A 20,723-nucleotide genomic window follows, 5' to 3' on the forward strand; every position below is an offset into this window, starting at 1 on the left:
AATCAAAAACGCATACCCAACGTCAACAATACCTGGCTACGACTGAACTTCACCTTTGCTGGTTCCGAAAGAAGTTCCTTATAAATAACATTATCATTATCATCCATTTCACAATAAGCAAAAGGATAGAAATCAGCTTTCTGTGAGGTAAGTTTATAAGCTAAGTCTGCATAAAATATTGAACCCCGATAACCTATGCCCAACGTATAAATATTACGCGCTTTCAAGTTCATAAAGTCCGTATCTGTGTTGATTGAATTGATCGATAGGGCCTTAATAGAACCGTCTTGATAGGGAGATGTCATCAAATTATATCCAGCACGTAAAGAGAATTGTGGAATAAACTTATACTCGGCACCCAAACGAAGTGTATGAACACCTCGTAAGAAGTTTTCAGCTTGATGAGTTTCAAAACTCATATCCATACCATCGGAATATTGGAATTTGATATTCGAATAATCCTTGTATTCATACTCGGCTCCCAAAGCAAGGCTGCTGCCAACAGTATAACCCAAACTTACATTATAAGTCCAAGGCGTCTTAAGCTGGTATTCAAAATTCATGTCACCGCCTTTCAGGTAGTTGCGCGTATCGATTACCTCCTCTGCAAAATCTGAAGTCAATACAGCCGATGTCGTGTGTGTCAGCTTATAAAAGATAGGAGTATGTATAGCTAAACCAATGCGCAACGGAGAATATTGGAACGGACGAATAATCGCACCCAACTTGAAATCAACACCACCGCCGCTGATATTGTTATAGCTTTCGAGTTTATAACCTGCGCCGTCACGCCCCTGACTATCTTCATTATACAAAGTGTACTTATTGTAATCCAAATCATAAGCCCCAACAGTAAGACCTAAATAAACCCGATCGTTTAGATTGAAAGCCACATTAAAGTCATATTGGTCAAGTCCACCACTTTCGTGAGAACGATATTCACGGAGATAAGGCGCGTCACCAGCCACCGTAGTATAAAAGCCATAATTCTCATAGGCTTTTTCATTAGGTTGCCCATTTGTTACTGAATTAAAGGTTAATTCACCACTAACATTATCAATATAATACGGCTGATTATTTTCACCTAATATAGGATAATAACCAAAATTTTCAGGATTTAATTTCCCTTGACTATTTGCAATTTGATCAGCTATATCATCTGGTAAAGAAGAAGTACTTGGACTTACTAAATAACCTTCCCAGCCTAACGCCGACAACCATCCGATATCATTGTTATCGAAAATAGCACCACTATTCCAATGCTCTGGTGTCAATCCGTCTGTCATCCCAGCAATCTGAAACAATTGTGAATGTCCCTGTAAATCACCCGCCATCCACATATTCCGATTAAAGGTATTGGCTTTGTGATAGTTGAAACCGAAATTCACATAACGCAGAGTTGTTTGATTACCAATCTTGGTAGAAAACACAACTCCGATGTTATCGAAATTCCATCGATTCTTCGATGCATTGTATGTATTCCCCAAATACTTTGCCTCTGTACTTAAAGCCGAATAACTAAAGGATAACGAAGCATCATTACTTCGATAGATACCAATACCTGCAGGATTGGTTCCCATCGTCGAAATATCACCACCCAAAGCTCCCATAGCACCACCCATTCCAACAAAACGAGCCGTACCGTCCAAATCTTTGGTAGCAAAATCTACCGCATCATATACCGTTTGTGCATGTGTCTGCATCAGAGTAAGCAAAAGAACAGACACACCTATTATTATTTTCTTCATATCTTTCGTTCTTTAAAATTAGCATCCATAAAAGATTCTCCACAACTGACTGTTATCTTCTGCGGCTTGATCCACCACCTCCACCACTAGAACGGCTGGTACCGAAGCTGCCCGACGAACGAGTACTTCCCCCCGTTGAGAAAGACGACCGGCTGCTGCTACGGGTAGTAGTGTTGTTGAAACTACGCGAATTGTCATCGTAACTGTTCCGACGTGATTGTGACTGATAGATGCGCGAAGGTTGATTAGAACTTCCACGATTATAAGTAGCGGCGCTACGACGACTAGAATTGCTTACACCATTTTGTCGTATAGAAGTACGGTTGCCAGTACTATACGAATCGCTCCGTGTACTGCTAGGACGTGTGTAAGTACTACGGCGTGCATCTGTCGAAGTTGTCCGTACGGCAGTACCCGAATTTTGACGTGAAGAAGTCGCACGTGTACCAACTACGCGACCAGTAGAAGAACCTGTAGTTCGTCTCACCTGTTGTCCAGTAACACGTCGTCCGCTCGTTGTACGAGTGGCTGAACCATTACGGACAGAACGGCCTCCATTAGTTGTTGTCCGAGTCGTAGATACACTACGTGTGCCATAAGAGCGACGTGTAGTATATGTATCGCGTGAAGCCCAGTAACCAGGTCCCGGATGATGCCAGCCTGGATAGTAATGAGGATGGTGATAATAGGGCCATCCCCAGCCGCCATACCAGCCTCCCCAGCCAGCATACCAGCCACCGTACCAACCGCTATGCCAGCCGCTCCAGCCCCAGTTCCATCCATAATAGGGCCAACCCCAGCCCCATCCGTAGGAATTATAGCGCCAGTCCCACCACAGACGGTTGGTGAACGTCGGGAAAGCATAGGCATACAGTCCGTCAGTATAAACGTTCCAATCCCACGAATTCAATCCATAGACTACATCCCAATACAACGGACTACTGATACTGATAGCATAGCGCGGATTACGGAAACGAATGATGCGCATAGCGTATTCATAATCGTCCTCAGAACCATCGAAGCCATTTACCCATTCACCGTCGGGATCGGGCACTGCCTTTTCTTCGATATAAAGAGTATCTTCATTCTGCGAAAAGTCATATTCTTTCGAGTTGTAACGACGGTTATATTCATCCACATCGCGCACATTCCCCTTCTTGTCCTTTACTACAATAGTGGTAGTACCAGAATTTGTACAGACAACAGGTTTCTGCGTTTCTACAACTATTACGTTCTCAGGAGCTTTTCGTACCGTCTCTTCCTCTGCTTTCTCGGTCTTCTGTTCGGCCTTCTTCTTCGAGGGTACATAATAGAGGTCGTCATCTACACTCTGTGCCGCGAGTGTCCACGGGAGGCACAGGGCTAAAAGTGATAAAAAAACAATCTTTTTCATATATCTGTCAGTTTATAATTTACAAACACTTGATTTCCGTATGACAAAAATAAGACCAAAGTTTCGAATTTCCCAGAGATTTTCCCCCTCCCTTTATAGGGATTTCCCTAAATCAGCCTATCTTTGCAAACAGAGGCTTTTGCCAATCTTATTCAAAGATAAAACAAATTATGCGACGGGCCGCCATCGGATCCCAGCATTTTAACAAAACCCCATTAAAACAATGAAATATTTAGAATTTACCTTCCACACCCAACCCTGCACAGAGACGGTCAACGACGTACTCTGTGCCGTCCTGGGTGAAGCTGGTTTCGAAAGTTTTGTAGAGCAGGCTGACGGCATCGCCGCCTATATTCAGAAAGATCTGTATGACGAAGATACGGTACACCAGACCGTGACCGCCTTCCCTCTGCCTGATACAACCATTACCTATAGCTACGTAGAAGCCGAAGACAAGGATTGGAATGAAGAATGGGAAAAGAATTTTTTTCAACCCATCGTGATAGGCGACCGTTGTGTCGTCCACAGCACCTTTCACCACGACGTACCACAGGTGCCCTACGATATCGTCATCAATCCCCAAATGGCCTTCGGCACAGGTCATCACGAGACAACGAGCCTCATCATCGGTGAACTGCTGGACAGCGACTTGCAAGGCAAGTCGGTACTCGACATGGGATGCGGTACGTCCATCCTGGCTATCTTGGCACGCATGCGCGGCGCTAACCATTGTACGGCTGTAGACATCGATGACTGGTGCGTACGCAACTCGCTGGAAAACATTGAGCTGAACCATCTGGACGGTATCGATGTCTATCAAGGTGACGCTTCGTCTCTGGCCGACAAAGGACCTTTCGACGTAGTGATAGCCAACATCAATCGTAACATCCTACTGGCCGACATGAAGCATTACATTGCCCGCATGAACCCTGACGCTACCCTCCTGATGAGTGGTTTCTATACCGACGACATCGCCGCCATCCGCTCTGAAGCCGAAAGCTTGGGCATGACGCTCATGGAGTACAGGGAGAAGAACCGCTGGGCAGCGGTCAAGTTTGAATTGAAAAATTGATAATTGATAATTAAAAAATGAAGAAGCCATAATTTTCAATTCTCCATTCTCCATTTTCAATTATTTAAGTAGAAGCGAGTCGAGTTGGGCCGACGTGCCGTTGAACACGTTCAGGTCCACCTCTTTTTCAATGCCAGGTACAGTACCCACATCCGTATGCTGCCAAAAATGCCACGGCCCCTGGTAGCGTACGGAGTCTACATAGTAGTGGGCTATCCAATAGGGATAAGCATCGAAAACAGGGCTATCCAGATAGCGCATCTTGAACTTATAAGAGGTATAAAGGATGGGCTTCACGCCATAATGGGCCTCTACACGATCGAGCCACGTCTTGACACAAGCCTGTAGTTCGGCCTTGTCCTTCTTGCCCGTTGTTTCCACATCGAGCACAGGAGGCAAATCGCCTGCCGTCAGCGGCACTGTGCGAATAAAGAAGTCAGCCTGCTTCAACGCGTCGGTACGCGGAAGGAAATAATGATAGGCCCCGCGGATGAAGCGATAGGTCTTAGCCGAATCAAAGTTCTGACGAAACGTGTCGTCCTGATGGTCGCCGCCCTCAGTAGCTTTCATGAAAATGAAACGGATAGGAAACTCCCCTGCCCGATGCTCCGCCAGACGAGGCCAGTCAATATGTCCTTGATAATGCGACATGTCCACGCCATGTACTTCGAAATCGCAAGGCATGCACACGCCATAACCCTTCAACCCGTAGCAAGGCTTCCAGCGATAAGCATAGGGACGGATGAAAAACCAGTAGAAACTTGCCGAAAAGACCACGATGATGCAAAGAGCCAGCACATTGCGTACCCATACGGGCATAGTGCGCTCCTCTGCCTGCCGTTTGGTCTTGGCAGACTTTCCATGCGAAGCAGCCGTGCGGCGTCGTACAGGCTTTTTTGCATAATTGTCGTTCTTCTTTTTTCTGGAAATAGAAGGTTCAGTCATACGTCTCGTTCTAATCGCGTGCAAAGTTAGTAGTTTTCCGAAAAATCCGTCAACTGGAGATTTCTTTTTGAACAACTGGGAAAATGTTTTTTCGTAACTGGAGAAAAAAGACTCTCCCTGTCTATCGGCAAAAAGCAATGCTTTGCCTTGGACAACACGGCCTTTTCCCAAGAAGAAAACAATGCTTTTTCCACAAGGAAGCAGAAAAAAACATCTGCCGCTTGCCTTATCAAAAAGAAAAGCACTATCTTTATCCCGAAAATCTAACTTTAAAACGAAAGATTATGGCAAGTAGAAAAGCATTGAAGAAAAGCGTGAACTATATCGCAGGTGAACTCTTCACCGAGTGTCTGGTCAACAAACTCTACGTTCCAGGTACCGACCCTCAGAAGGCCGACGCCCTGATGGGTGACATCCTGACCATGCAAGACGAATTCCTGAGCCGAATCAGCCACACCGAGCCTGGCAATGTAAAGGGCTTCTACAAGAAGTTCCGTTCTGACTTCAACGCCAAAGTAAACGAGATCATTGATCGCATGGGCCAACTGAAGTAAGCCGACAGAGAAAGAATGAAACAACAATTCTGCCGCTTTATCTATCACCGTCTGCTGGGCTGGAAGACGAACGTCACGGTTCCTTTCCATGACAAGTGCGTTCTTTGCGCCGCCCCCCATACTTCCAACTGGGACTTGCTCATCGGCAAGCTCTTCTACGGATCGCTGGGGCGTGACGCTCACTTTATGATGAAAAAGGAATGGTTCTTCTTCCCGCTCAGCCTGGTGTTCAAAGCCATGGGAGGCATCCCTGTCAACCGTAGTAAGAAAAATTCGCTGGTCGACCAAATGGCCGAACGCTTCGCCTCCGTCCGTCAGTTCAACCTGGCCATCACACCTGAGGGTACGCGCAAAGCTAATCCGGAGTGGAAAAAAGGATTCTATTACATTGCCCTGAAGGCACAAGTCCCCATCATGCTCTTCGGAATAGACTATCCGTCGAAGACCATCTCTTGTACCCGCACCATCGTCCCATCGGGTGACATCGAAAAAGACATGCACGAGATAAAGCTCTATTTCAAGAACTTCAAAGGCAAACACCCTGAATACTTTTCCATCGGAAATATCTGAAAAAGAGCACTCTATTCTCCATGCGCATCACCCTGATACAAACCGACATTGCCTGGGAAGACAAGCACGAAAACTTGCGCCGCCTCTACCTCCGACTGGAAGAGCTGAAGGGAGAGACCGACCTTGTAGTGCTGCCCGAAACCTTCACAACAGGCTTCAGCATGAACGTTGAGCAGCTGGCCGAACCAATGACAGGCCCCACCATCAAGCAACTCCAGCAATGGGCTTCCCAATACGGCACCGCCCTGGCAGGCAGCTTCATAGCTCATCATGATGACGGTAGTTATCGCAACCGTTTTTTCTTCCTCACACCCGAGGGAGAAGCGACCTATTACGACAAGCACCATCTCTTCCGTATGGGACATGAAAATGAATGTTTCACCGCAGGCAATGAGCGCCCCATCATCTGCTATCGCGGCTTCCGCATTTTGCCTCAAGTGTGCTACGACCTGCGTTTCCCAGTATGGAGCCGCAACGTCGCCAATGAATATGACCTGGCTCTCTACGTGGCCTGCTGGCCTGCCTCCCGCCGAGCAGTATGGGACGTCCTGCTCCAAGCTCGAGCCATGGAGAACCAGTGCTACGTATGTGGCGTAAACCGAACAGGTACTGACGGAAACCACCTGCTCCACAACGGCGGAAGTGCCCTCTACTCGCCCAAAGGCGAACGTTTGGCTTTCTTGCCCGACGGACAGGAAGGCATGGCCACGACCAACATCGAACTGGCACCGCTACAACACCTGCGCGAAAAATTTCCTGTAGCCGCCGACGCCGACAACTTCATTTTACAGAAATAATTCTTATTTTTGCATATCAACTCCCGATTTGCAAAACCATGGAAGAAATAATCAAACTAGATAATGTAGAAGCATACAACCAAATGTTCGGCCTGAAGAGCCTGCACCCGCTGATCAGTATTGTCGACCTGAAAGAGGCTACCCGCTTCCCCATGCATGTCACCATGAACTATGGTGTCTACGCCCTCTTTCTGAAACAGACCCGTTGTGGCGACATACGTTATGGCCGCCAGACCTACGACTATCAGGAAGGGACTGTAACCAGCTTCGCGCCGGGCCAAGTAGTCGAAGTTCAGCTGGAAGACCAACCCCAGGCACAAGGATTGCTGTTCCATCCCGACCTTATACGCGGCACAGCGTTGGGACGTGAAATCAGGCATTATTCTTTCTTCTCCTACAGCTCCAGCGAAGCGCTCCACCTATCAGATACAGAGAAAGGCATCTTCACCGACTGCCTGAACAAAATACGCATGGAGGTGGAACGACCGGCCGACCGACATAGCAAACGACTCATCGTACGCAACATTGAGCTCCTGCTGGACTACTGCCTACGCTTCTACGAACGCCAATTCAACACCCGCACAGCCGTCAACAAGAATGTTCTCAACAAGTTCGAAGACCTGCTGGACGGCTACTTTCTGAACCATCTGGCGCAGGAACACGGCCTACCCACCGTCCGTTACTTTGCCGACAAAGTCTGCCTCTCGCCCAACTACTTCGGCGACCTAATCAAAAAGGAAACGGGCAAGTCACCCCAAGAGTACATACAGGACAAAATCATCGACCTGTCCAAAGAAATGATCGCCGGTACGGACAAGACGGTAAGCCAAATAGCCTACGAACTAGGCTTCCAATATTCCCAGCACTTCAATCGCCTGTTCAAGAAGCACGTGGGACACACGCCTTGCGAATATCGCAGAACACTAGCCTAACCCTTCATACCACAAATGATAACAACCTCAGAAAAAGAGCAACGACGTATCCGACAAGAAAAACAGACCGTGGAACTGATGATCCGCCTCTATTGCCGCCGCAAAGAAGGAAACCGAGAACTGTGTTCTGCTTGTCAAGAGCTATTGACGTATGCCCACACCCGCCTGTCCCATTGCCGTTTTGGTGAAGACAAGCCTACCTGCCGCCTTTGCCCTGTCCATTGCTACAAGCCGGAAATGAAGGAACGAATGCGCCAAGTCATGCGCTACGCAGGGCCACGGATGCTGCTCTATCACCCGCAGGCTGCTTTTCGGCACCTATGGCATGAATACACCAGAAAACAAAAAGATTAGATACATTTTAGGCACGAATTGCCCAGATGAATACAGGAAAATAACTAAAAATCCGTAAGCATTTACGCAATCCGTGCCTAAATATAAAAATAAAAGAAAGGTATCAATACTTCACCAGACGCTTTGGGCTACCGTGCCACGAACATCCCAGACAGTAGACTTCACTCAGATCATAACCTGCCAAAGAAGCTGTTTCGTCCTTCGGCACAATCTCTCCCTGGTCTGAAACATAGACCGGCAAACGATTGCCCTGAGCGTCCTTCACACAGAAAATACCCACCTTACATTGCGGACAAAGTAATTTCTTCATGTCCGATATCAGTTAAAATAGTAAAGGAAGACGGCCACGCCCTCGAGTGCTTTCTTCTTCTCACCCTCGATTTCGATGGCAAACTTGATTTCGGCCTTAGCCACACCACGCAAGTTGGTCAGCGACTGCATCGAAGCGACCAGACGGATACTCTGGCCCGACAAAACAGCCTGACCGAACTTCATCTTCTCGATGCCGTAGTTGATCATCATCTTCAGATTGTTCACCTCAATAATCTGGTTCCACAAGTAGGGCAGCATAGAAAGGGTCAGGTAACCGTGCACGATGGTGCTTTTGAAGGGACTTTCGGCTTTGGCGCGTTCGGTGTCGACGTGTATCCACTGGTGGTCCAACGTGGCATCGGCAAAGAGGTTAATACGTTCCTGCGGGATCTGTACATAGTCCGATACACCAATCTGCTGACCTACCAGCTTCTCGAATTCTTCATACGAATTAATAATCACTTTTTCCATAGATATACTCTTAATATTGTTCAACAGCTTTCGATTTTGAGCAGACAAATATCGCATTTTCCCAACAAACGGCAAAGAATTTAACCGGACGAATGCAAACGTTTAAACAAGTTTTGGCTATATTTGCCACTAAATCGTACAAAAAGAACACTATCAGCCATGAGCATTCTACAGAAAGAATTTTCATTACCCTCACACGGAAGGGGCTTCCACCTCGTGACCGACGAAATTGTGGCGCAACTGCCGCCACTTCCGGCCGTGGGACTGCTCCACCTCTTCATCAAGCATACCTCCGCCGGACTGAGCCTGAACGAGAACGCCGACCCCGACGTACAGACCGATCTGGAAGCCATCTTCAACCGCCTGGTCAAGGAACGGGAACCTTACTACCAGCATACATGCGAGGGCGACGACGACATGCCCGCCCATGCCAAGAGCACGCTGACGGGAGCAAGCCTGACCATCCCCATCACCGACCACCGGCTGAACATGGGCATCTGGCAGGGCATCTACCTCTGCGAGTTTCGCAACGGACGGGAACGACGAAAGATAGTAGCCACCATCATAGGAGAATAACAGCGTATGAAACGAGCCATCATCATAGGCGCCACGTCGGGCATCGGGCTGGAAGTGGCGCGCATCTGGGCCGCAAGGGGCTGGAGGCTAGGTATCGCCGGACGACGCGAAGAAACCCTGCTCCGCTTTCAAGCCAGTTACCCCGCCGGACAAGTGGAAGTGCAACCGCTGGACGTGACCGCCGACGACGCTCCCCGACGTCTGGACGAACTCATCGCGCGGCTGGGCGGCATGGACGTGTTCTTCCTCAGCTCGGGCATCGGCGCGCAGAACCCCGACCTGCGGCCCGACGTCGAGCTGCAGACGGCCGCCACGAACGTTGGTGGATTCATCCGCCTGACCACCGCCGCCTTCAACTACTTCCGGTCAAACGGAGGCGGCCACATCGCCGTCATCAGCTCCATCGCCGGAACTCAGGGACTGGGCGCGGCACCCGCCTACTCGGCCACAAAGCGTTTCCAGAACACCTACATCGATGCGCTGGACCAACTGGCCCGCATGCAGAAACTACCCATCCGCTTCACTGACATCCGCCCCGGCTTCGTGGCCACCGACCTGCTGAAGGGAGGACGCTACCCCATGCTGATGCAGGCACCGCGCGTGGCGGCCGCCATCGTCCGCGCCGTGGACCGACGGAAGCGTGTAGCCGTCATCGACGGACGCTATTGCGTGCTCGTCTTCTTCTGGCGCCTCATCCCCCGCTGGCTGTGGGTGCGCCTGCCTATCAGAAACCGATAAATGAACAAGCAACAAACATAAACCCCAATGACCGATATGAAAAAGAACTTCATCCGACCGATACTGGCCTCGACGGCCACCCTTTGCATCGGCATCTCCCTGCCCTTCCTGCTGGGAAATGCCCGCTTCAGCCCCGAGCAGAACTCCGTGCGCAGCGACGTGTCCCACTTCACCGCCTCGCCCTCCGTCCCCGACCAGGTGACCTTCGCCGGACAAACCATCCGCATGGACCGCTATGACCACCGCGAACGCATGGATCGCGAACTGATGGCTTTCACCTACATGCACTCGTCCACCATGCTCTCGCTGAAGCGCGCCAACCGCTATTTCCCCGTCATCGAACCCATCCTGAAAGAATGTGGCGTACCCGACGACTTCAAGTATCTGGCCGTCATCGAAAGCAGCCTGAACCACCTGGCCAAGTCGCCCGCCGGAGCCGCCGGCATGTGGCAGTTCATGCAAGCCTCGGGGCGTGAATACGGATTGGAAGTAAACCAGAACATCGACGAGCGCTACAACCTCGAAAAAGCCACCCGTGCCGCCTGCAAGTACCTCAAGGCCTCGTATGCCAAGTATGGCAACTGGCTCTGCGTGGCCGCCGCGTACAACGCCGGCCAGGGACGCATCACCCAGCAGCTCCAGCGCCAGATGGTCGACCAGGCCGCCGACCTGTGGCTGGTCGAGGAAACCTCGCGCTACATGTTCCGCCTGCTGGCCGCCAAGGCTGTCTTCACCGATCCGCAACGCTACGGCTTCATGCTGAAACGCGAACAGCTCTATCCGCCCATTGCCTGCACCACAGTGACCGTCACCAAGGGCATAGAAAACCTGGCTCGGTTCGCCAAAAGCAAAGGCATCACCTACGCCCAGCTCAAGGACTTCAACCCCTGGCTGCGCGACACCTCGCTGATGAACAAGAGCGGACGAACCTATGTGCTGAAGATTCCTACCCGCACGGGCATGCACTACGACCCCAAGAAGACTGTACCCCACAACCGCCGCTGGGTCATCGATTGACGCTCCTCACTCCTGCTTCTCCGTCAGGTACTTCCAGTAGCGCACAGGCATGTCTTGACGGTGCTTGCGCGGGTTCCACCGCTCCTTGATGCAGATGGCCTTGAAGTACGTCTTCCACAGCTGTTGGAAGAGGCGTTCGTCCTTGTCCATCAGCTCCTCGTCCAGGCGTCCGTCCACCAGACGGACGACAGGGCTGTCGTCGGCAAAGGTGACGTGCCTCACCTCCTGCCCGTCGAAGTAAAAGCCATAGCCACGCCCCACGTCGTACACCACCCAGCGCTGGTCGCCCAGGCGGTCGCGGAAGTGGTCGATCACCAGCGGCAGAGCATTCTTTTCGGGCTCCACGGCGGCAAAGTAAGTACCATCGGCCGCCTTCTGAAAGCGGATGAACTGAATGAGGTGCCACCGCTCCCCACTCACCCGCTTCCACATGCGCGCAAACGCCAACACATCGGGGTCGGCAAAGTTCGTCTCGATGGATCGGGGCGCATCGACCACCTTGCGGATGTAGTGGAAGATCACCATGGGCGTCTCCGCCTCCTCGGCCAGCCAGCACTGGGTCAGGCAGCGCAAAGCACCTGCCGACAGCTTCTTCTGCACCCCTTTCCACACCCTTTCTGCCTTCACTGTATCGGTCACCACCGTGAACACCTCGTCATGGAAAAGTGGAAGCGGCTCACCCTCCACCGACAGGACATCGGGGAAGGTGCGCCGCGAATAGGCCTCAAAGACGGCTGTCAACAGGCCGTCGAAGGTATTGTCAAACTGAAAAATAATCTGCATGAACGCCGCTTACTGTTTGTCCAGCTGCTTCAGCATCTCCTCAACGGCACGCTCCAGCTGGGTATCCTCGCCACGCAGTTGCGACTCGGGCGAGTTGTAGACCTCGATGTCGGGTTGCAACTGGTGGTTCTCCAGGTACTGGCCGTTCTCGTCCTTCACGCCCACCTGCGGAATGCCGAAGACGAGCGACGGATCGAGCTGACGCTCCCACCACACGGCGGTCATCGTGCCCGGCACAGGCGCACCGATGAGCTTGCCCAAGCCCAACGTCTTGTAAACCACGGGGAAGCCATGAGCATTCGAATAGTTGTTCTCGCACACCAGTACGCACGAAGGCTTCAGCCAGCGGTTGAAAGGGTCGCTGCCGATGTACTGTCCGCGCGGTTCGAAGCGCTGGTATTCCTTGCCGCTGAGCAACACAGCCAAGTCTTCGTGCAGCCATCCGCCACCGTTGTGGCGCACGTCCACGATGACGGCCTCCTTGTTGCGGCAACGCCCCAGCAATTCGGAGTAGACCTCGCGGAAGCTCTGGCTGTCCATACCCTTGACGTGCACATAACCCAGGCGTCCGCCCGACAGGCGGTCCACCATCTCACGCCGCTGCTCCACCCAACGTTTGTAGAGGAGGCCCGATACGACCCCCGGCGATACAGGCTTCACCTGCTCGTCGAAGCGCTTGTTTGTAGAGGGGTCGTACACGGAGAGCATGACACGCTTGCCCGCCTTGCCGGCCAGCAACGGGAAGTAATCCTCGCCGGCCTTCACCGGCTGTCCGTCTATCTGCTCGATGATGCAGCCGGCCTTCACGCGGCAACCAGCCTTGGATAATGGCCCCTGCTTCAGCACTTCGGCCACCTTGAGGCCGTCGCCCTGATACTGTTCGTCGAAGAAGACACCCAGCTCGGCCACCGTCGGCGCCGACATCGGCGCGCTGTAGCGTGCACCTGTATGCGAACCGTTCAGCTCGCCCAGCAGTTCGGACAGCATCTCCTGGAAGTCGTAGTTGTTGTTGATATGCGGCAGGTAACGTTCGTAGGCCTTGCGATAGCCTTCCCAGTCGACGCCATGCAGGTCGGGGTCGTAGAACTTGTCCTTCACCTGACGCCAGGCGTGGTCGAAGATGTAGGCACGCTCCTCGGCCGGGCGGTAGCGGAAGTCGGCGGCAAAGCTTACACCCGTCACCTTGCTCTCGCCCACGGTGATTTTCTTGATGGCTCCGCCGGAGAGCAGGTAGATGTACTTGCCGTCCTTGTCGATGGACATGCTGCCGCCACCCACGTTCTTGATGAGCAGCTTGGTGGAGTTCTCGCGGAAATTGCGCTCCCACAGGTCATATCCACCCTCGAAAGCCGCACAATAGTACAGCTTGTCGCCTTTGGGCGTCAGTACGGCGTCGCCCATGTGCGAGGAGTTGATGGTGAGCCTCCTGACGCGGTCCTTGCGGTTCTCCAGGTCGAAGACGAGGGGTTCCACCTCTTCCTCCTTCTCCTCGTCCTTGTCGGCTTCCTTCTTGTCTTTCTTCTTGTCCTTTTTCTCTTTCTCAGCCTTTTCCTTCGCTTCCTTCTCCTCTTTCTCGGCCTCTTCCGCCAGCGCCAGCTCCTCTTTCGAGAGGTTGAACTTGTCGTAGGCCTCGGCGTCAAAGAACATGATGTACACGTCGTCCTCCGAACCCCAGCTGCCATGGCTGCGATAGCCGGCACGGTCGGACGACCAGATCATGGCCTTGCCTCCCAGCACCCACTTGGGGTTGCCGTCGGAGTATCCGCTTTCGGTCAGGTTGGTCATCTCACCGCTGCCGTCGGCTTTTACCAGCACGATGTCGGTGTTGTTCCATCCGCCCACACTGATATACTTGGCCAGGAACCAGCGACTGTCGGGCGACCACTGGTAGGTCTGGTCGCCGTCGGAGTAAGAATAGTTGTACTTGCCGTCGAGCACCGTCCGCACCTTGCGCGACTTCAGGTTGATGACGCGCAGCGTGGTACGGTCTTCGAGGAAAGCCACTTCCTTGCCGTCGGGCGAGAAGGTGGGTTGGAAGGACGTGCGTCCCGAAACCACCAGCGGCTCTTCCTCCACACCGACGGCGTAGGTGAAGAGCTTCTCTTCCTTGTCGGTGAGGCGCGCCAGATAGACACCCCACACACCGTCGCGTTCGGCCGAATAAACCAGCGAACGGCCGTCGGGGCTGAAACTCAGGTCGCGCTCCTGTTGGGGCGTGTCGGTGATGCGGCGGGTGGTTTCATACTCCATCGAGGTGACGTAGACGTCGCCATGCACAATGAAAGCCACCTCCTTGCCGCCGGGCGACACGGCAATGTCTGTCGCACCGCCGCGCAGCAGCTGATTCACCACGTCGCGCTCCAGGCGGTCGGACACGATGGATACGGCCACCTTCTGCGGTTTTCCACCTTCGCGCAGGGTGTAGAGCTCGCCGTCGTAGGTGTAGCACAACAAGCCGTCGTCGGCCACGCTGAGCGAGCGCACAGGATGGGTAGTGTGGCGCGTCAGCTGGCGTTTTTCCGAACCGTCGGCCGCCGCTTTCCACACGTTGAAACTGCCGCTCTCCTCGCTCAGGTAGTAGAAGGAACGGCCGTCGGCCGACCACACGGGTTCGCGGTCTTCGCCGGCAAAGCGGGTTATCTTCTGATAGGTGCGCTCCCCGTCGAGGGTGCACAGCCAGATGTCTTTCGTAATGGACGACTGGTGATGCTTTCGCCAGGGATCCTCATATCCCTTTTGGTCCTGATAGAGCAGGCGGCGGCCGTCACGGCTGAGCGAAAGTTCCTGCATGGCCAGCGACGAGAAGAGCACGGGGCGTCCGCCCTTGGTGTCCACCGCATAGATCTGCGGGAAGAGGGACGAGGGGAACTGACTGTCCTTCACGTCGGGACGGATGGAGGCAGTAAAGAGTATTGTCTCATTGTCCTTGAAGGTCTCGGGATATTCGTTGCCCGAGTGGGTGGTGAGGCGTCGGGGCGTTCCTCCCTCACGAGCCATCAGATAGACGTCGAAGCTGCCTTCGCGGTCGGAGGCAAAGGCGATGTAGCGACCGTCAGGCGACCACACGGGACGCGTGTCGTGACGGGGGTTCGTCGTCAGTTGCACCGCCCGTCCGCCTTCGACAGGCACAGTATAGATGTCACCTTTGTAGGTGAAAGCTATCTCCCGTCCGTCGGGCGACAAGGCGGGATAACGCAGCCACAGGGGCGCGTCGTCTGCCTGGGCCCACAGGGAGCAACAGGCAAAAAGGAGTAAGAGAAGTTTCTTCATAAATCAATAGATGGTAAAACAGATTGTTATTAGGCTTCGAAAATAATCATTTTTTTCCAATCGGGCGAATAAATAGAGAGACTTCTCGCCCAGTCTATTCTCCACCCCCGAAGTCCAGCGTCAGTTGCCCGTCATCTCCCCCTTTCGCCTTCTTCTTCACCAGCAGGCGGCGCACGCCCTGTGGCGTCAACTCGTTCACCGTCAGCATGGGCAGTTCGCTGCAGGTGATGAAGTATTGCGCCTTCTTCATCACCGCCCCCATCTTCTTCAGCTGGTAGTAACCCAGCCGCCCGAAGCGGCGCGAAGCCACGATGAGGCGGGCAGACTTCACCCCGATGCCCGGCACGCGGAGCAGCATCTCGTAGTCGGCCTTGTTGACGTCGACAGGAAACTGCTCGGGGTGGCGCAAGGCCCATGCCAGCTTGGGATCCACCTCGAGGTCGAGGTCGGGATAGGCATCATCCACAATCTCGTCCACCTGAAACTGGTAGAAACGCATCAGCCAGTCGGCCTGGTAGAGGCGGTTCTCGCGCACCAGCGGCGGCTGCTTCAGCGCAGGCAGACGCGGGTCGTAGGCATTGACGGGCACGTAGCCCGAATAGTAGACGCGACGCATCGTGGGTTGGCTGTAGAGGGCCGACGACAGGCGCAGGATGTCCTTGTCCGTCTCTGCCGTGGCGCCCACAATCATCTGCGTGCTCTGCCCCGCGGGCACGAAGCGCGGCGCGTGGCGGAACTTCTTTCGCTCCTCGCGGTTCTCCAGCACCCCCTGGCGGATGTAGCGCATGGGGGCGTACACGCTGCGGTGGTCTTTCTCGGGCGCCAGCAGCTTCAGGTTCTCCTCCTTGGGTATCTCGATGTTCACGCTCAGGCGGTCGGCATAGAGCCCCGCCTCGTGCACCAGCTCCTCGGAGGCGCCGGGGATGCTCTTCAGGTGGATGTAGCCGTTGAAGCGGTGCACCGTCCGCAGGTCCTTGGCCACGCGCACCAGCCGCTCCATCGTGTAGTCGGGGTTGCGCACCACGCCGCTGCTCAGGAAGAGCCCCTCGATGTAGTTGCGGCGGTAGAACTCCATCGTCAGCTCCACCAGCTCGGTCACCGACAGCGTGGCGCGCGGTATGTCGTTGCTGCGGCGGTTGATGCAGTAGGCACAGTCGTAGATGCAATAGTTGGTGAGCATCACCTTGAGCAGCGAGATGCACCGCCCGTCCTCGGCAAAGCTGTGGCAGATGCCCACACCACCCACCGTGTTGCCCACCATGCCCGCCTTGCCACGCCGCACGGTGCCGCTCGACGAGCACGACACGTCGTACTTGGCCGACTCGGCCAGCACCTTCAGTTTATGGAGCACTTGTTCGTTCATCCGCCTTCCTTTCGTTCTTTTTCCTGCAAAAGTAAGAGAAAAAAACGTATGTAGCCCTACAAAACCATTTTCTGAAACCGAAAAATGCCAGTGTAGCCCTACAAAAGCATTTTCTGAAACCGAAAAACGCCCGTGTAGCCCTACAAAAGCATTTTTTGAAACCGAAACCTGCTTGTGTAGCCCTACAAAGGCATTTTCTGAAGCCGAAACCCGCTGTGTAGCCCTACAAAGGGAGGTTCCCCCGCCTGGAAAGCCTGTGGAACCCGAGGCTGCGGAAAGCTCGTCCCCAAAAATATTTCGAAAAAAATGGCCAAAGTTTTTGCAGTTTCAAATAAAGCTGTACCTTTGCACGCCGTAAGCCCAATACACCTGCCGATATAGCTCAGTTGGTAGAGCAACGCATTCGTAACGCGTAGGTCGCCGGTTCAAGTCCGGCTATCGGCTCCACAAAAAGAGATGCCCGCAATGGACATCTCTTTTTTCTTTTCATGCAAATGCATATCTTTGCGGGAGAAAAAACATAGAGTTCCATGACGAAAAAGAAAGTTTTGTTTTCCAGCCTACTCATTCTGGCAGTAGCCTGTGTCCTCTGCCTGGGAATCGGCTATCAGCTCTTGCTGGCCCCCCAGTTCCACCCGGAAAAGAAAGTCCACATCTACATAGACCGCGACGACACGGCCGACTCCGTCTACCACAAACTGCGCCAAACCGCCACACCCGGCAATCTGACCGGCCTGCGCTGGGCAGCCCGCCTGAAACAATACCCAGAGCACGTTAAGACCGGTCGCTACGCTATTCTGCCGGACGATAACGCCTACCATGTTCTTGGTCGCCTCCTGCGCGGCCACCAAGAGCCGATGAATCTGGTCATCGGCAGCGTGCGCACGCTGGACAGGCTGGCCCGCAACGTGGGCAACCAACTGATGATAGACTCGGCAGAAATCATGCAGGCCCTGCGCGACACCACCCGCTGGAGCCGCCAGGGCTACACGCCCGAGACCCTGCCCAGCTTGTTCATCCCCGAAACCTACCAAGTCTACTGGGACATGGATACAGAAGACTTCCTTGCTCGTATGACGAAAGAGCACGACCGTTTCTGGAACCCGTCCCGACGAGCCAAGGCCGATTCGCTGGGCATGACACCCGCCGAAGTGGCCACCCTGGCCTCCATCGTAGAGGAAGAAACAAATAACCGACAGGAGAAGCCTATGGTGGCAGGACTCTACATCAACCGCCTGCGTGCCGGCATCCCCCTGCAAGCCGACCCCACCGTGAAGTTCGCCCTGCAAGACTTCACGCTCCGCCGCATCACCAATGCCCACCTGGAATTCCCCTCACCTTACAACACCTATCTCAATGCCGGACTTCCACCGGGTCCTATCCGCATCCCCACTCCCGCTGGCATCGACGCCGTCCTCGACTACACGCGACACAACTATATATATATGTGTGCCAAGGAAGACTTCTCGGGCACACACAATTTTGCATCAACTTACGCCGAACACATGCAAAATGCTCGAAAATACTGGAATGCACTGAACAAAAGAAAGATTTTCAAGTAGATTTGATTGAATGTAAGAGTAAAAGCTTATATTTGCCATCCGTATAACCCGAATCATAACAAAATACGAAGAAAGATATGAGCAAACAACTCTTACTTGGCGATGAAGCCATAGCACAAGCAGCACTCGACGCCGGACTGTCGGGTGTGTATGCCTATCCAGGCACTCCCTCAACGGAAATCACAGAATACATCCAGGCGTCCCCTGTTACGGCCACACGCAACATACATAACCACTGGTGCACCAACGAAAAGACAGCCATGGAAGCAGCTCTCGGTATGTCTTTCGCAGGCAAACGCTCGCTGATCTGCATGAAACACGTAGGCATGAATGTAGCGGCTGACTGCTTCATCAACGCCGCCATCACAGGCGTAAAGGGGGGCATGATTGTCGTAGCAGCCGACGACCCCAGCATGCACTCCTCGCAAAACGAACAAGACAGCCGATTCTATGGCGACTTCTCGCTGATTCCCATGTACGAACCCAGCAACCAGCAGGAAGCCTATGACATGGTTTACGATGGATTTCACTTTTCTGAAGAAATGGGAGAACCCATCCTGCTTCGCATCGTCACCCGCCTAGCCCACTCACGTTCCGGCGTAGAGCACAAGGCAGAACAACCGCAGAACGACCTCGCTTTCAGCGACGATCCGCGCCAATTCATCCTCCTACCTGGCAATGCACGCAAGCGTTACAAAGTTCTCTTGCAACGCCAAGAAGAATTTATCAAAACCTCCGAGGAATCGCCTTACAATCGTTATGTGGACGGTCCTAACAAAAAATTGGGTATCGTAGCTTGTGGTATCGGTTATAATTATCTTATGGAAAGCTATCCCGAAGGCTGCGAATATCCCGTATTGAAAATCGGCCAATATCCACTTCCCAAAAAGCAACTGATGAAGCTCGTTGATGAATGCGAAGAAATCCTTGTACTGGAAGACGGCCAACCCTTTGTAGAGAAGCAGCTGAAAGGCTACCTGGGCAGAGGCGTCAAGGTGAAAGGCCGTCTGGACGGTACCCTCTCCACCGACGGCGAACTGACGCCCGACAGCGTGGCACGTGCTGTTGGCAAAGAGAATAAGGCTGAGTTCACCGTACCTTCTTTAGTCGAAATGCGTCCGCCTGCATTGTGCGATGGTTGCGGTCATCGCGATATGTATACCGTGCTGACTCAGGTGCTGAAAGAAGAATATCCCACGCACAAAGTGTTCAGCGACATAGGCTGCTATACTTTGGGAGCCAACGCTCCCTTCCATGCCATCAACTCGTGTGTAGACATGGGCGCCTCCATCACAATGGCCAAGGGAGCCTCTGACGCAGGCCTGCATCCTGCCGTTGCCGTCATCGGAGATTCCACCTTCACCCATTCCGGCATGACCGGACTACTCGATTGCGTCAACGAAAACGCCAACGTCACCATCGTCATCTCTGACAACGAGACGACGGCCATGACCGGCGGACAAGACTCGGCCGGCACCGGACGTCTGGAAAGCATCTGCCAGGGCATCGGCGTAGCGCCCGAACACATCCGCGTGGTGGTTCCCCTGAAGAAGAACTACGAAGAGATGAAACAAGTTATCCGAGAAGAAATCGAATACAAGGGAGTTTCCGTCATCATCCCACGCAGAGAATGTATTCAAACTTTAGCACGTAAAAAACGAAACAAGTAAGACAGCCATGAAAAAAGATATTATATTGTCAGGCGTAGGAGGACAAGGTATCCTCTCCATCGCCACTGTCATCGGACAAGCAGCATTGAAATCCGGCCTCTACATGAAGCAGGCCGAGGTACACGGAATGAGCCAGCGCGGAGGAGACGTACAATCCAACCTCCGCATCAGCAACCAACCCATCGCATCGGACCTCATCCCGACAGGAAAATGCGACATCATCCTTTCTCTGGAACCGATGGAAGCCTTGCGCTACCTGCCCTACCTCAACTCGGAAGGATGGTTGATTACGAACGAAACACCGTTTATCAACATTCCCAACTACCCCTCAGAAGAAAGCATCAAAGCTGAACTCGACAAACTGCCGCATAAAATCGTCCTGAACGTAAATGAGGTTGCCAAACAAGTTGGCTCTCCTCGAGTAGCCAATATCGTGCTGCTGGGAGCCACCGTTCCCTTCCTTGACATCGAATACGAAAAGGTAAAGGAAAGCATCCGTGAAATCTTCCAGCGCAAGGGTGAAGACATTGTCGCACTGAACCTCAAAGCACTGGAAGCTGGAAAAGAAATAGCAGAAAACAGAATATAAACCTCGA

20 protein-coding genes and 1 tRNA gene are annotated in these 20,723 nt (G+C 53.0%); 13 read left to right on the forward strand and 8 right to left on the reverse strand.

The genetic code is table 11. The features are described 5' to 3' along the window. Window positions 1-2: 2 nt before the first annotated feature. Both BQ8005_RS05955 and BQ8005_RS05960 read right to left on the reverse strand, forming a co-directional pair. Window positions 3-1,748 (reverse strand): OmpP1/FadL family transporter, encoded by a 1,746-nt coding sequence (locus tag BQ8005_RS05955; RefSeq protein ID WP_075317421.1) that lies wholly within the window; start codon window positions 1,746-1,748, stop codon window positions 3-5. Window positions 1,749-1,800: 52 nt separating this feature from the next. Beyond that, a complete protein-coding gene (locus BQ8005_RS05960) occupies window positions 1,801-3,141 on the reverse strand; it encodes a hypothetical protein (protein WP_075317422.1) in 1,341 nt (446 codons plus the stop codon). 223 nt (window positions 3,142-3,364) lie between these two features. Between BQ8005_RS05960 and prmA the strand changes: the two genes are divergently transcribed. After that, on the forward strand, window positions 3,365-4,213 hold the full coding sequence (prmA, locus tag BQ8005_RS05965) for a 50S ribosomal protein L11 methyltransferase (protein ID WP_075317423.1): 849 nt from the start codon (window positions 3,365-3,367) through the stop codon (window positions 4,211-4,213). 60 nt (window positions 4,214-4,273) lie between these two features. Here the strand turns inward: prmA and BQ8005_RS05970 are convergent, their stop codons facing one another. After that, the gene (locus BQ8005_RS05970) at window positions 4,274-5,158 is read right to left on the reverse strand and encodes a glycoside hydrolase family 25 protein (RefSeq protein ID WP_394334094.1); all 885 of its coding nucleotides are present in this window, start codon (window positions 5,156-5,158) and stop codon (window positions 4,274-4,276) included. Between the two features lie 284 nt (window positions 5,159-5,442). Between BQ8005_RS05970 and BQ8005_RS05975 the strand changes: the two genes are divergently transcribed. The 5 genes from BQ8005_RS05975 to BQ8005_RS05995 are packed head-to-tail and all read left to right on the forward strand — an operon-like array spanning window position 5,443 to window position 8,365. Next, on the forward strand, window positions 5,443-5,712 hold the full coding sequence (locus BQ8005_RS05975; RefSeq protein ID WP_075317424.1) for a hypothetical protein: 270 nt from the start codon (window positions 5,443-5,445) through the stop codon (window positions 5,710-5,712). A gap of 15 nt (window positions 5,713-5,727) precedes the next feature. Further along, a complete protein-coding gene (locus BQ8005_RS05980) occupies window positions 5,728-6,282 on the forward strand; it encodes a 1-acyl-sn-glycerol-3-phosphate acyltransferase (protein ID WP_075317425.1) in 555 nt (184 codons plus the stop codon). Window positions 6,283-6,302: 20 nt separating this feature from the next. Beyond that, complete coding sequence (locus tag BQ8005_RS05985) at window positions 6,303-7,079, forward strand: amidohydrolase (protein ID WP_075317426.1); 777 nt, start codon at window positions 6,303-6,305, stop codon at window positions 7,077-7,079. 38 nt (window positions 7,080-7,117) lie between these two features. Beyond that, on the forward strand, window positions 7,118-8,011 hold the full coding sequence (locus BQ8005_RS05990; protein ID WP_075317427.1) for a helix-turn-helix domain-containing protein: 894 nt from the start codon (window positions 7,118-7,120) through the stop codon (window positions 8,009-8,011). A gap of 15 nt (window positions 8,012-8,026) precedes the next feature. Next, window positions 8,027-8,365 (forward strand): nitrous oxide-stimulated promoter family protein, encoded by a 339-nt coding sequence (locus tag BQ8005_RS05995; protein ID WP_021847590.1) that lies wholly within the window; start codon window positions 8,027-8,029, stop codon window positions 8,363-8,365. Window positions 8,366-8,468: 103 nt separating this feature from the next. Here BQ8005_RS05995 and BQ8005_RS06000 read toward each other — a convergent pair whose 3' ends face one another. Both BQ8005_RS06000 and BQ8005_RS06005 read right to left on the reverse strand, forming a co-directional pair. Then, the gene (locus BQ8005_RS06000; protein WP_021847591.1) at window positions 8,469-8,675 is read right to left on the reverse strand and encodes a hypothetical protein; all 207 of its coding nucleotides are present in this window, start codon (window positions 8,673-8,675) and stop codon (window positions 8,469-8,471) included. Window positions 8,676-8,683: 8 nt separating this feature from the next. Then, window positions 8,684-9,148 carry a MaoC family dehydratase gene (locus BQ8005_RS06005; protein ID WP_021847592.1) on the reverse strand — a complete coding sequence of 155 codons (465 nt, stop codon included), beginning with the start codon at window positions 9,146-9,148 and terminating at the stop codon, window positions 8,684-8,686. Window positions 9,149-9,307: 159 nt separating this feature from the next. Between BQ8005_RS06005 and BQ8005_RS06010 the strand changes: the two genes are divergently transcribed. Genes BQ8005_RS06010 through BQ8005_RS06020 form a run of 3 tightly spaced genes read left to right on the forward strand, consistent with a single transcriptional unit; the run spans window position 9,308 to window position 11,479 of the window. Beyond that, a complete protein-coding gene (locus BQ8005_RS06010; RefSeq protein WP_075317428.1) occupies window positions 9,308-9,724 on the forward strand; it encodes a secondary thiamine-phosphate synthase enzyme YjbQ in 417 nt (138 codons plus the stop codon). A 6-nt stretch (window positions 9,725-9,730) separates the two neighbouring features. Then, window positions 9,731-10,462 carry an SDR family NAD(P)-dependent oxidoreductase gene (locus BQ8005_RS06015; RefSeq protein WP_021847594.1) on the forward strand — a complete coding sequence of 244 codons (732 nt, stop codon included), beginning with the start codon at window positions 9,731-9,733 and terminating at the stop codon, window positions 10,460-10,462. 36 nt (window positions 10,463-10,498) lie between these two features. After that, window positions 10,499-11,479: a lytic transglycosylase domain-containing protein gene (locus tag BQ8005_RS06020; protein WP_075318986.1), complete on the forward strand. Its 981-nt coding sequence runs from the start codon at window positions 10,499-10,501 to the stop codon at window positions 11,477-11,479. 6 nt (window positions 11,480-11,485) lie between these two features. Here BQ8005_RS06020 and BQ8005_RS06025 read toward each other — a convergent pair whose 3' ends face one another. The 3 genes from BQ8005_RS06025 to BQ8005_RS06035 form a co-directional block, all read right to left on the reverse strand. After that, window positions 11,486-12,262 (reverse strand): TIGR03915 family putative DNA repair protein, encoded by a 777-nt coding sequence (locus tag BQ8005_RS06025; RefSeq protein WP_075317429.1) that lies wholly within the window; start codon window positions 12,260-12,262, stop codon window positions 11,486-11,488. Window positions 12,263-12,271: 9 nt separating this feature from the next. Further along, the gene (locus BQ8005_RS06030; RefSeq protein WP_075317430.1) at window positions 12,272-15,532 is read right to left on the reverse strand and encodes a S41 family peptidase; all 3,261 of its coding nucleotides are present in this window, start codon (window positions 15,530-15,532) and stop codon (window positions 12,272-12,274) included. Window positions 15,533-15,626: 94 nt separating this feature from the next. Next, the gene (locus BQ8005_RS06035) at window positions 15,627-16,895 is read right to left on the reverse strand and encodes a putative DNA modification/repair radical SAM protein (RefSeq protein ID WP_075317431.1); all 1,269 of its coding nucleotides are present in this window, start codon (window positions 16,893-16,895) and stop codon (window positions 15,627-15,629) included. A 371-nt stretch (window positions 16,896-17,266) separates the two neighbouring features. On the opposite strand from BQ8005_RS06035, the gene BQ8005_RS06040 reads away from it, so the two are divergent. From BQ8005_RS06040 to BQ8005_RS06055, 4 genes are all read left to right on the forward strand, one after another. Further along, window positions 17,267-17,342: transfer RNA gene (locus BQ8005_RS06040), tRNA-Thr, on the forward strand. Between the two features lie 83 nt (window positions 17,343-17,425). After that, entirely contained in the window at window positions 17,426-18,457 is a 1,032-nt protein-coding gene (gene mltG, locus BQ8005_RS06045; protein ID WP_075317432.1) for an endolytic transglycosylase MltG, read from the forward strand. Window positions 18,458-18,534: 77 nt separating this feature from the next. Then, window positions 18,535-20,127: a thiamine pyrophosphate-dependent enzyme gene (locus tag BQ8005_RS06050; protein ID WP_075317433.1), complete on the forward strand. Its 1,593-nt coding sequence runs from the start codon at window positions 18,535-18,537 to the stop codon at window positions 20,125-20,127. 7 nt (window positions 20,128-20,134) lie between these two features. Continuing rightward, on the forward strand, window positions 20,135-20,716 hold the full coding sequence (locus BQ8005_RS06055; protein ID WP_075317434.1) for an indolepyruvate oxidoreductase subunit beta: 582 nt from the start codon (window positions 20,135-20,137) through the stop codon (window positions 20,714-20,716). Window positions 20,717-20,723 lie beyond the last annotated feature (7 nt).

This window comes from Bacteroides togonis (assembly GCF_900130135.1).
GTDB lineage: Bacteria > Bacteroidota > Bacteroidia > Bacteroidales > Bacteroidaceae > Bacteroides > Bacteroides pullorum.

Coding starts and splice junctions, on each gene's coding strand:
- BQ8005_RS05955 (WP_075317421.1), bottom strand. CDS start 1,748: ATGAAGAAAATAATAATAGGTGTGTCTGTTCTTTTGCTTACTCTGATG.
- BQ8005_RS05960 (WP_075317422.1), bottom strand. CDS start 3,141: ATGAAAAAGATTGTTTTTTTATCACTTTTAGCCCTGTGCCTCCCGTGG.
- prmA (WP_075317423.1), top strand. CDS start 3,365: ATGAAATATTTAGAATTTACCTTCCACACCCAACCCTGCACAGAGACG.
- BQ8005_RS05970 (WP_394334094.1), bottom strand. CDS start 5,158: ATGACTGAACCTTCTATTTCCAGAAAAAAGAAGAACGACAATTATGCA.
- BQ8005_RS05975 (WP_075317424.1), top strand. CDS start 5,443: ATGGCAAGTAGAAAAGCATTGAAGAAAAGCGTGAACTATATCGCAGGT.
- BQ8005_RS05980 (WP_075317425.1), top strand. CDS start 5,728: ATGAAACAACAATTCTGCCGCTTTATCTATCACCGTCTGCTGGGCTGG.
- BQ8005_RS05985 (WP_075317426.1), top strand. CDS start 6,303: ATGCGCATCACCCTGATACAAACCGACATTGCCTGGGAAGACAAGCAC.
- BQ8005_RS05990 (WP_075317427.1), top strand. CDS start 7,118: ATGGAAGAAATAATCAAACTAGATAATGTAGAAGCATACAACCAAATG.
- BQ8005_RS05995 (WP_021847590.1), top strand. CDS start 8,027: ATGATAACAACCTCAGAAAAAGAGCAACGACGTATCCGACAAGAAAAA.
- BQ8005_RS06000 (WP_021847591.1), bottom strand. CDS start 8,675: ATGAAGAAATTACTTTGTCCGCAATGTAAGGTGGGTATTTTCTGTGTG.
- BQ8005_RS06005 (WP_021847592.1), bottom strand. CDS start 9,148: ATGGAAAAAGTGATTATTAATTCGTATGAAGAATTCGAGAAGCTGGTA.
- BQ8005_RS06010 (WP_075317428.1), top strand. CDS start 9,308: ATGAGCATTCTACAGAAAGAATTTTCATTACCCTCACACGGAAGGGGC.
- BQ8005_RS06015 (WP_021847594.1), top strand. CDS start 9,731: ATGAAACGAGCCATCATCATAGGCGCCACGTCGGGCATCGGGCTGGAA.
- BQ8005_RS06020 (WP_075318986.1), top strand. CDS start 10,499: ATGAAAAAGAACTTCATCCGACCGATACTGGCCTCGACGGCCACCCTT.
- BQ8005_RS06025 (WP_075317429.1), bottom strand. CDS start 12,262: ATGCAGATTATTTTTCAGTTTGACAATACCTTCGACGGCCTGTTGACA.
- BQ8005_RS06030 (WP_075317430.1), bottom strand. CDS start 15,532: ATGAAGAAACTTCTCTTACTCCTTTTTGCCTGTTGCTCCCTGTGGGCC.
- BQ8005_RS06035 (WP_075317431.1), bottom strand. CDS start 16,895: ATGAACGAACAAGTGCTCCATAAACTGAAGGTGCTGGCCGAGTCGGCC.
- mltG (WP_075317432.1), top strand. CDS start 17,426: ATGACGAAAAAGAAAGTTTTGTTTTCCAGCCTACTCATTCTGGCAGTA.
- BQ8005_RS06050 (WP_075317433.1), top strand. CDS start 18,535: ATGAGCAAACAACTCTTACTTGGCGATGAAGCCATAGCACAAGCAGCA.
- BQ8005_RS06055 (WP_075317434.1), top strand. CDS start 20,135: ATGAAAAAAGATATTATATTGTCAGGCGTAGGAGGACAAGGTATCCTC.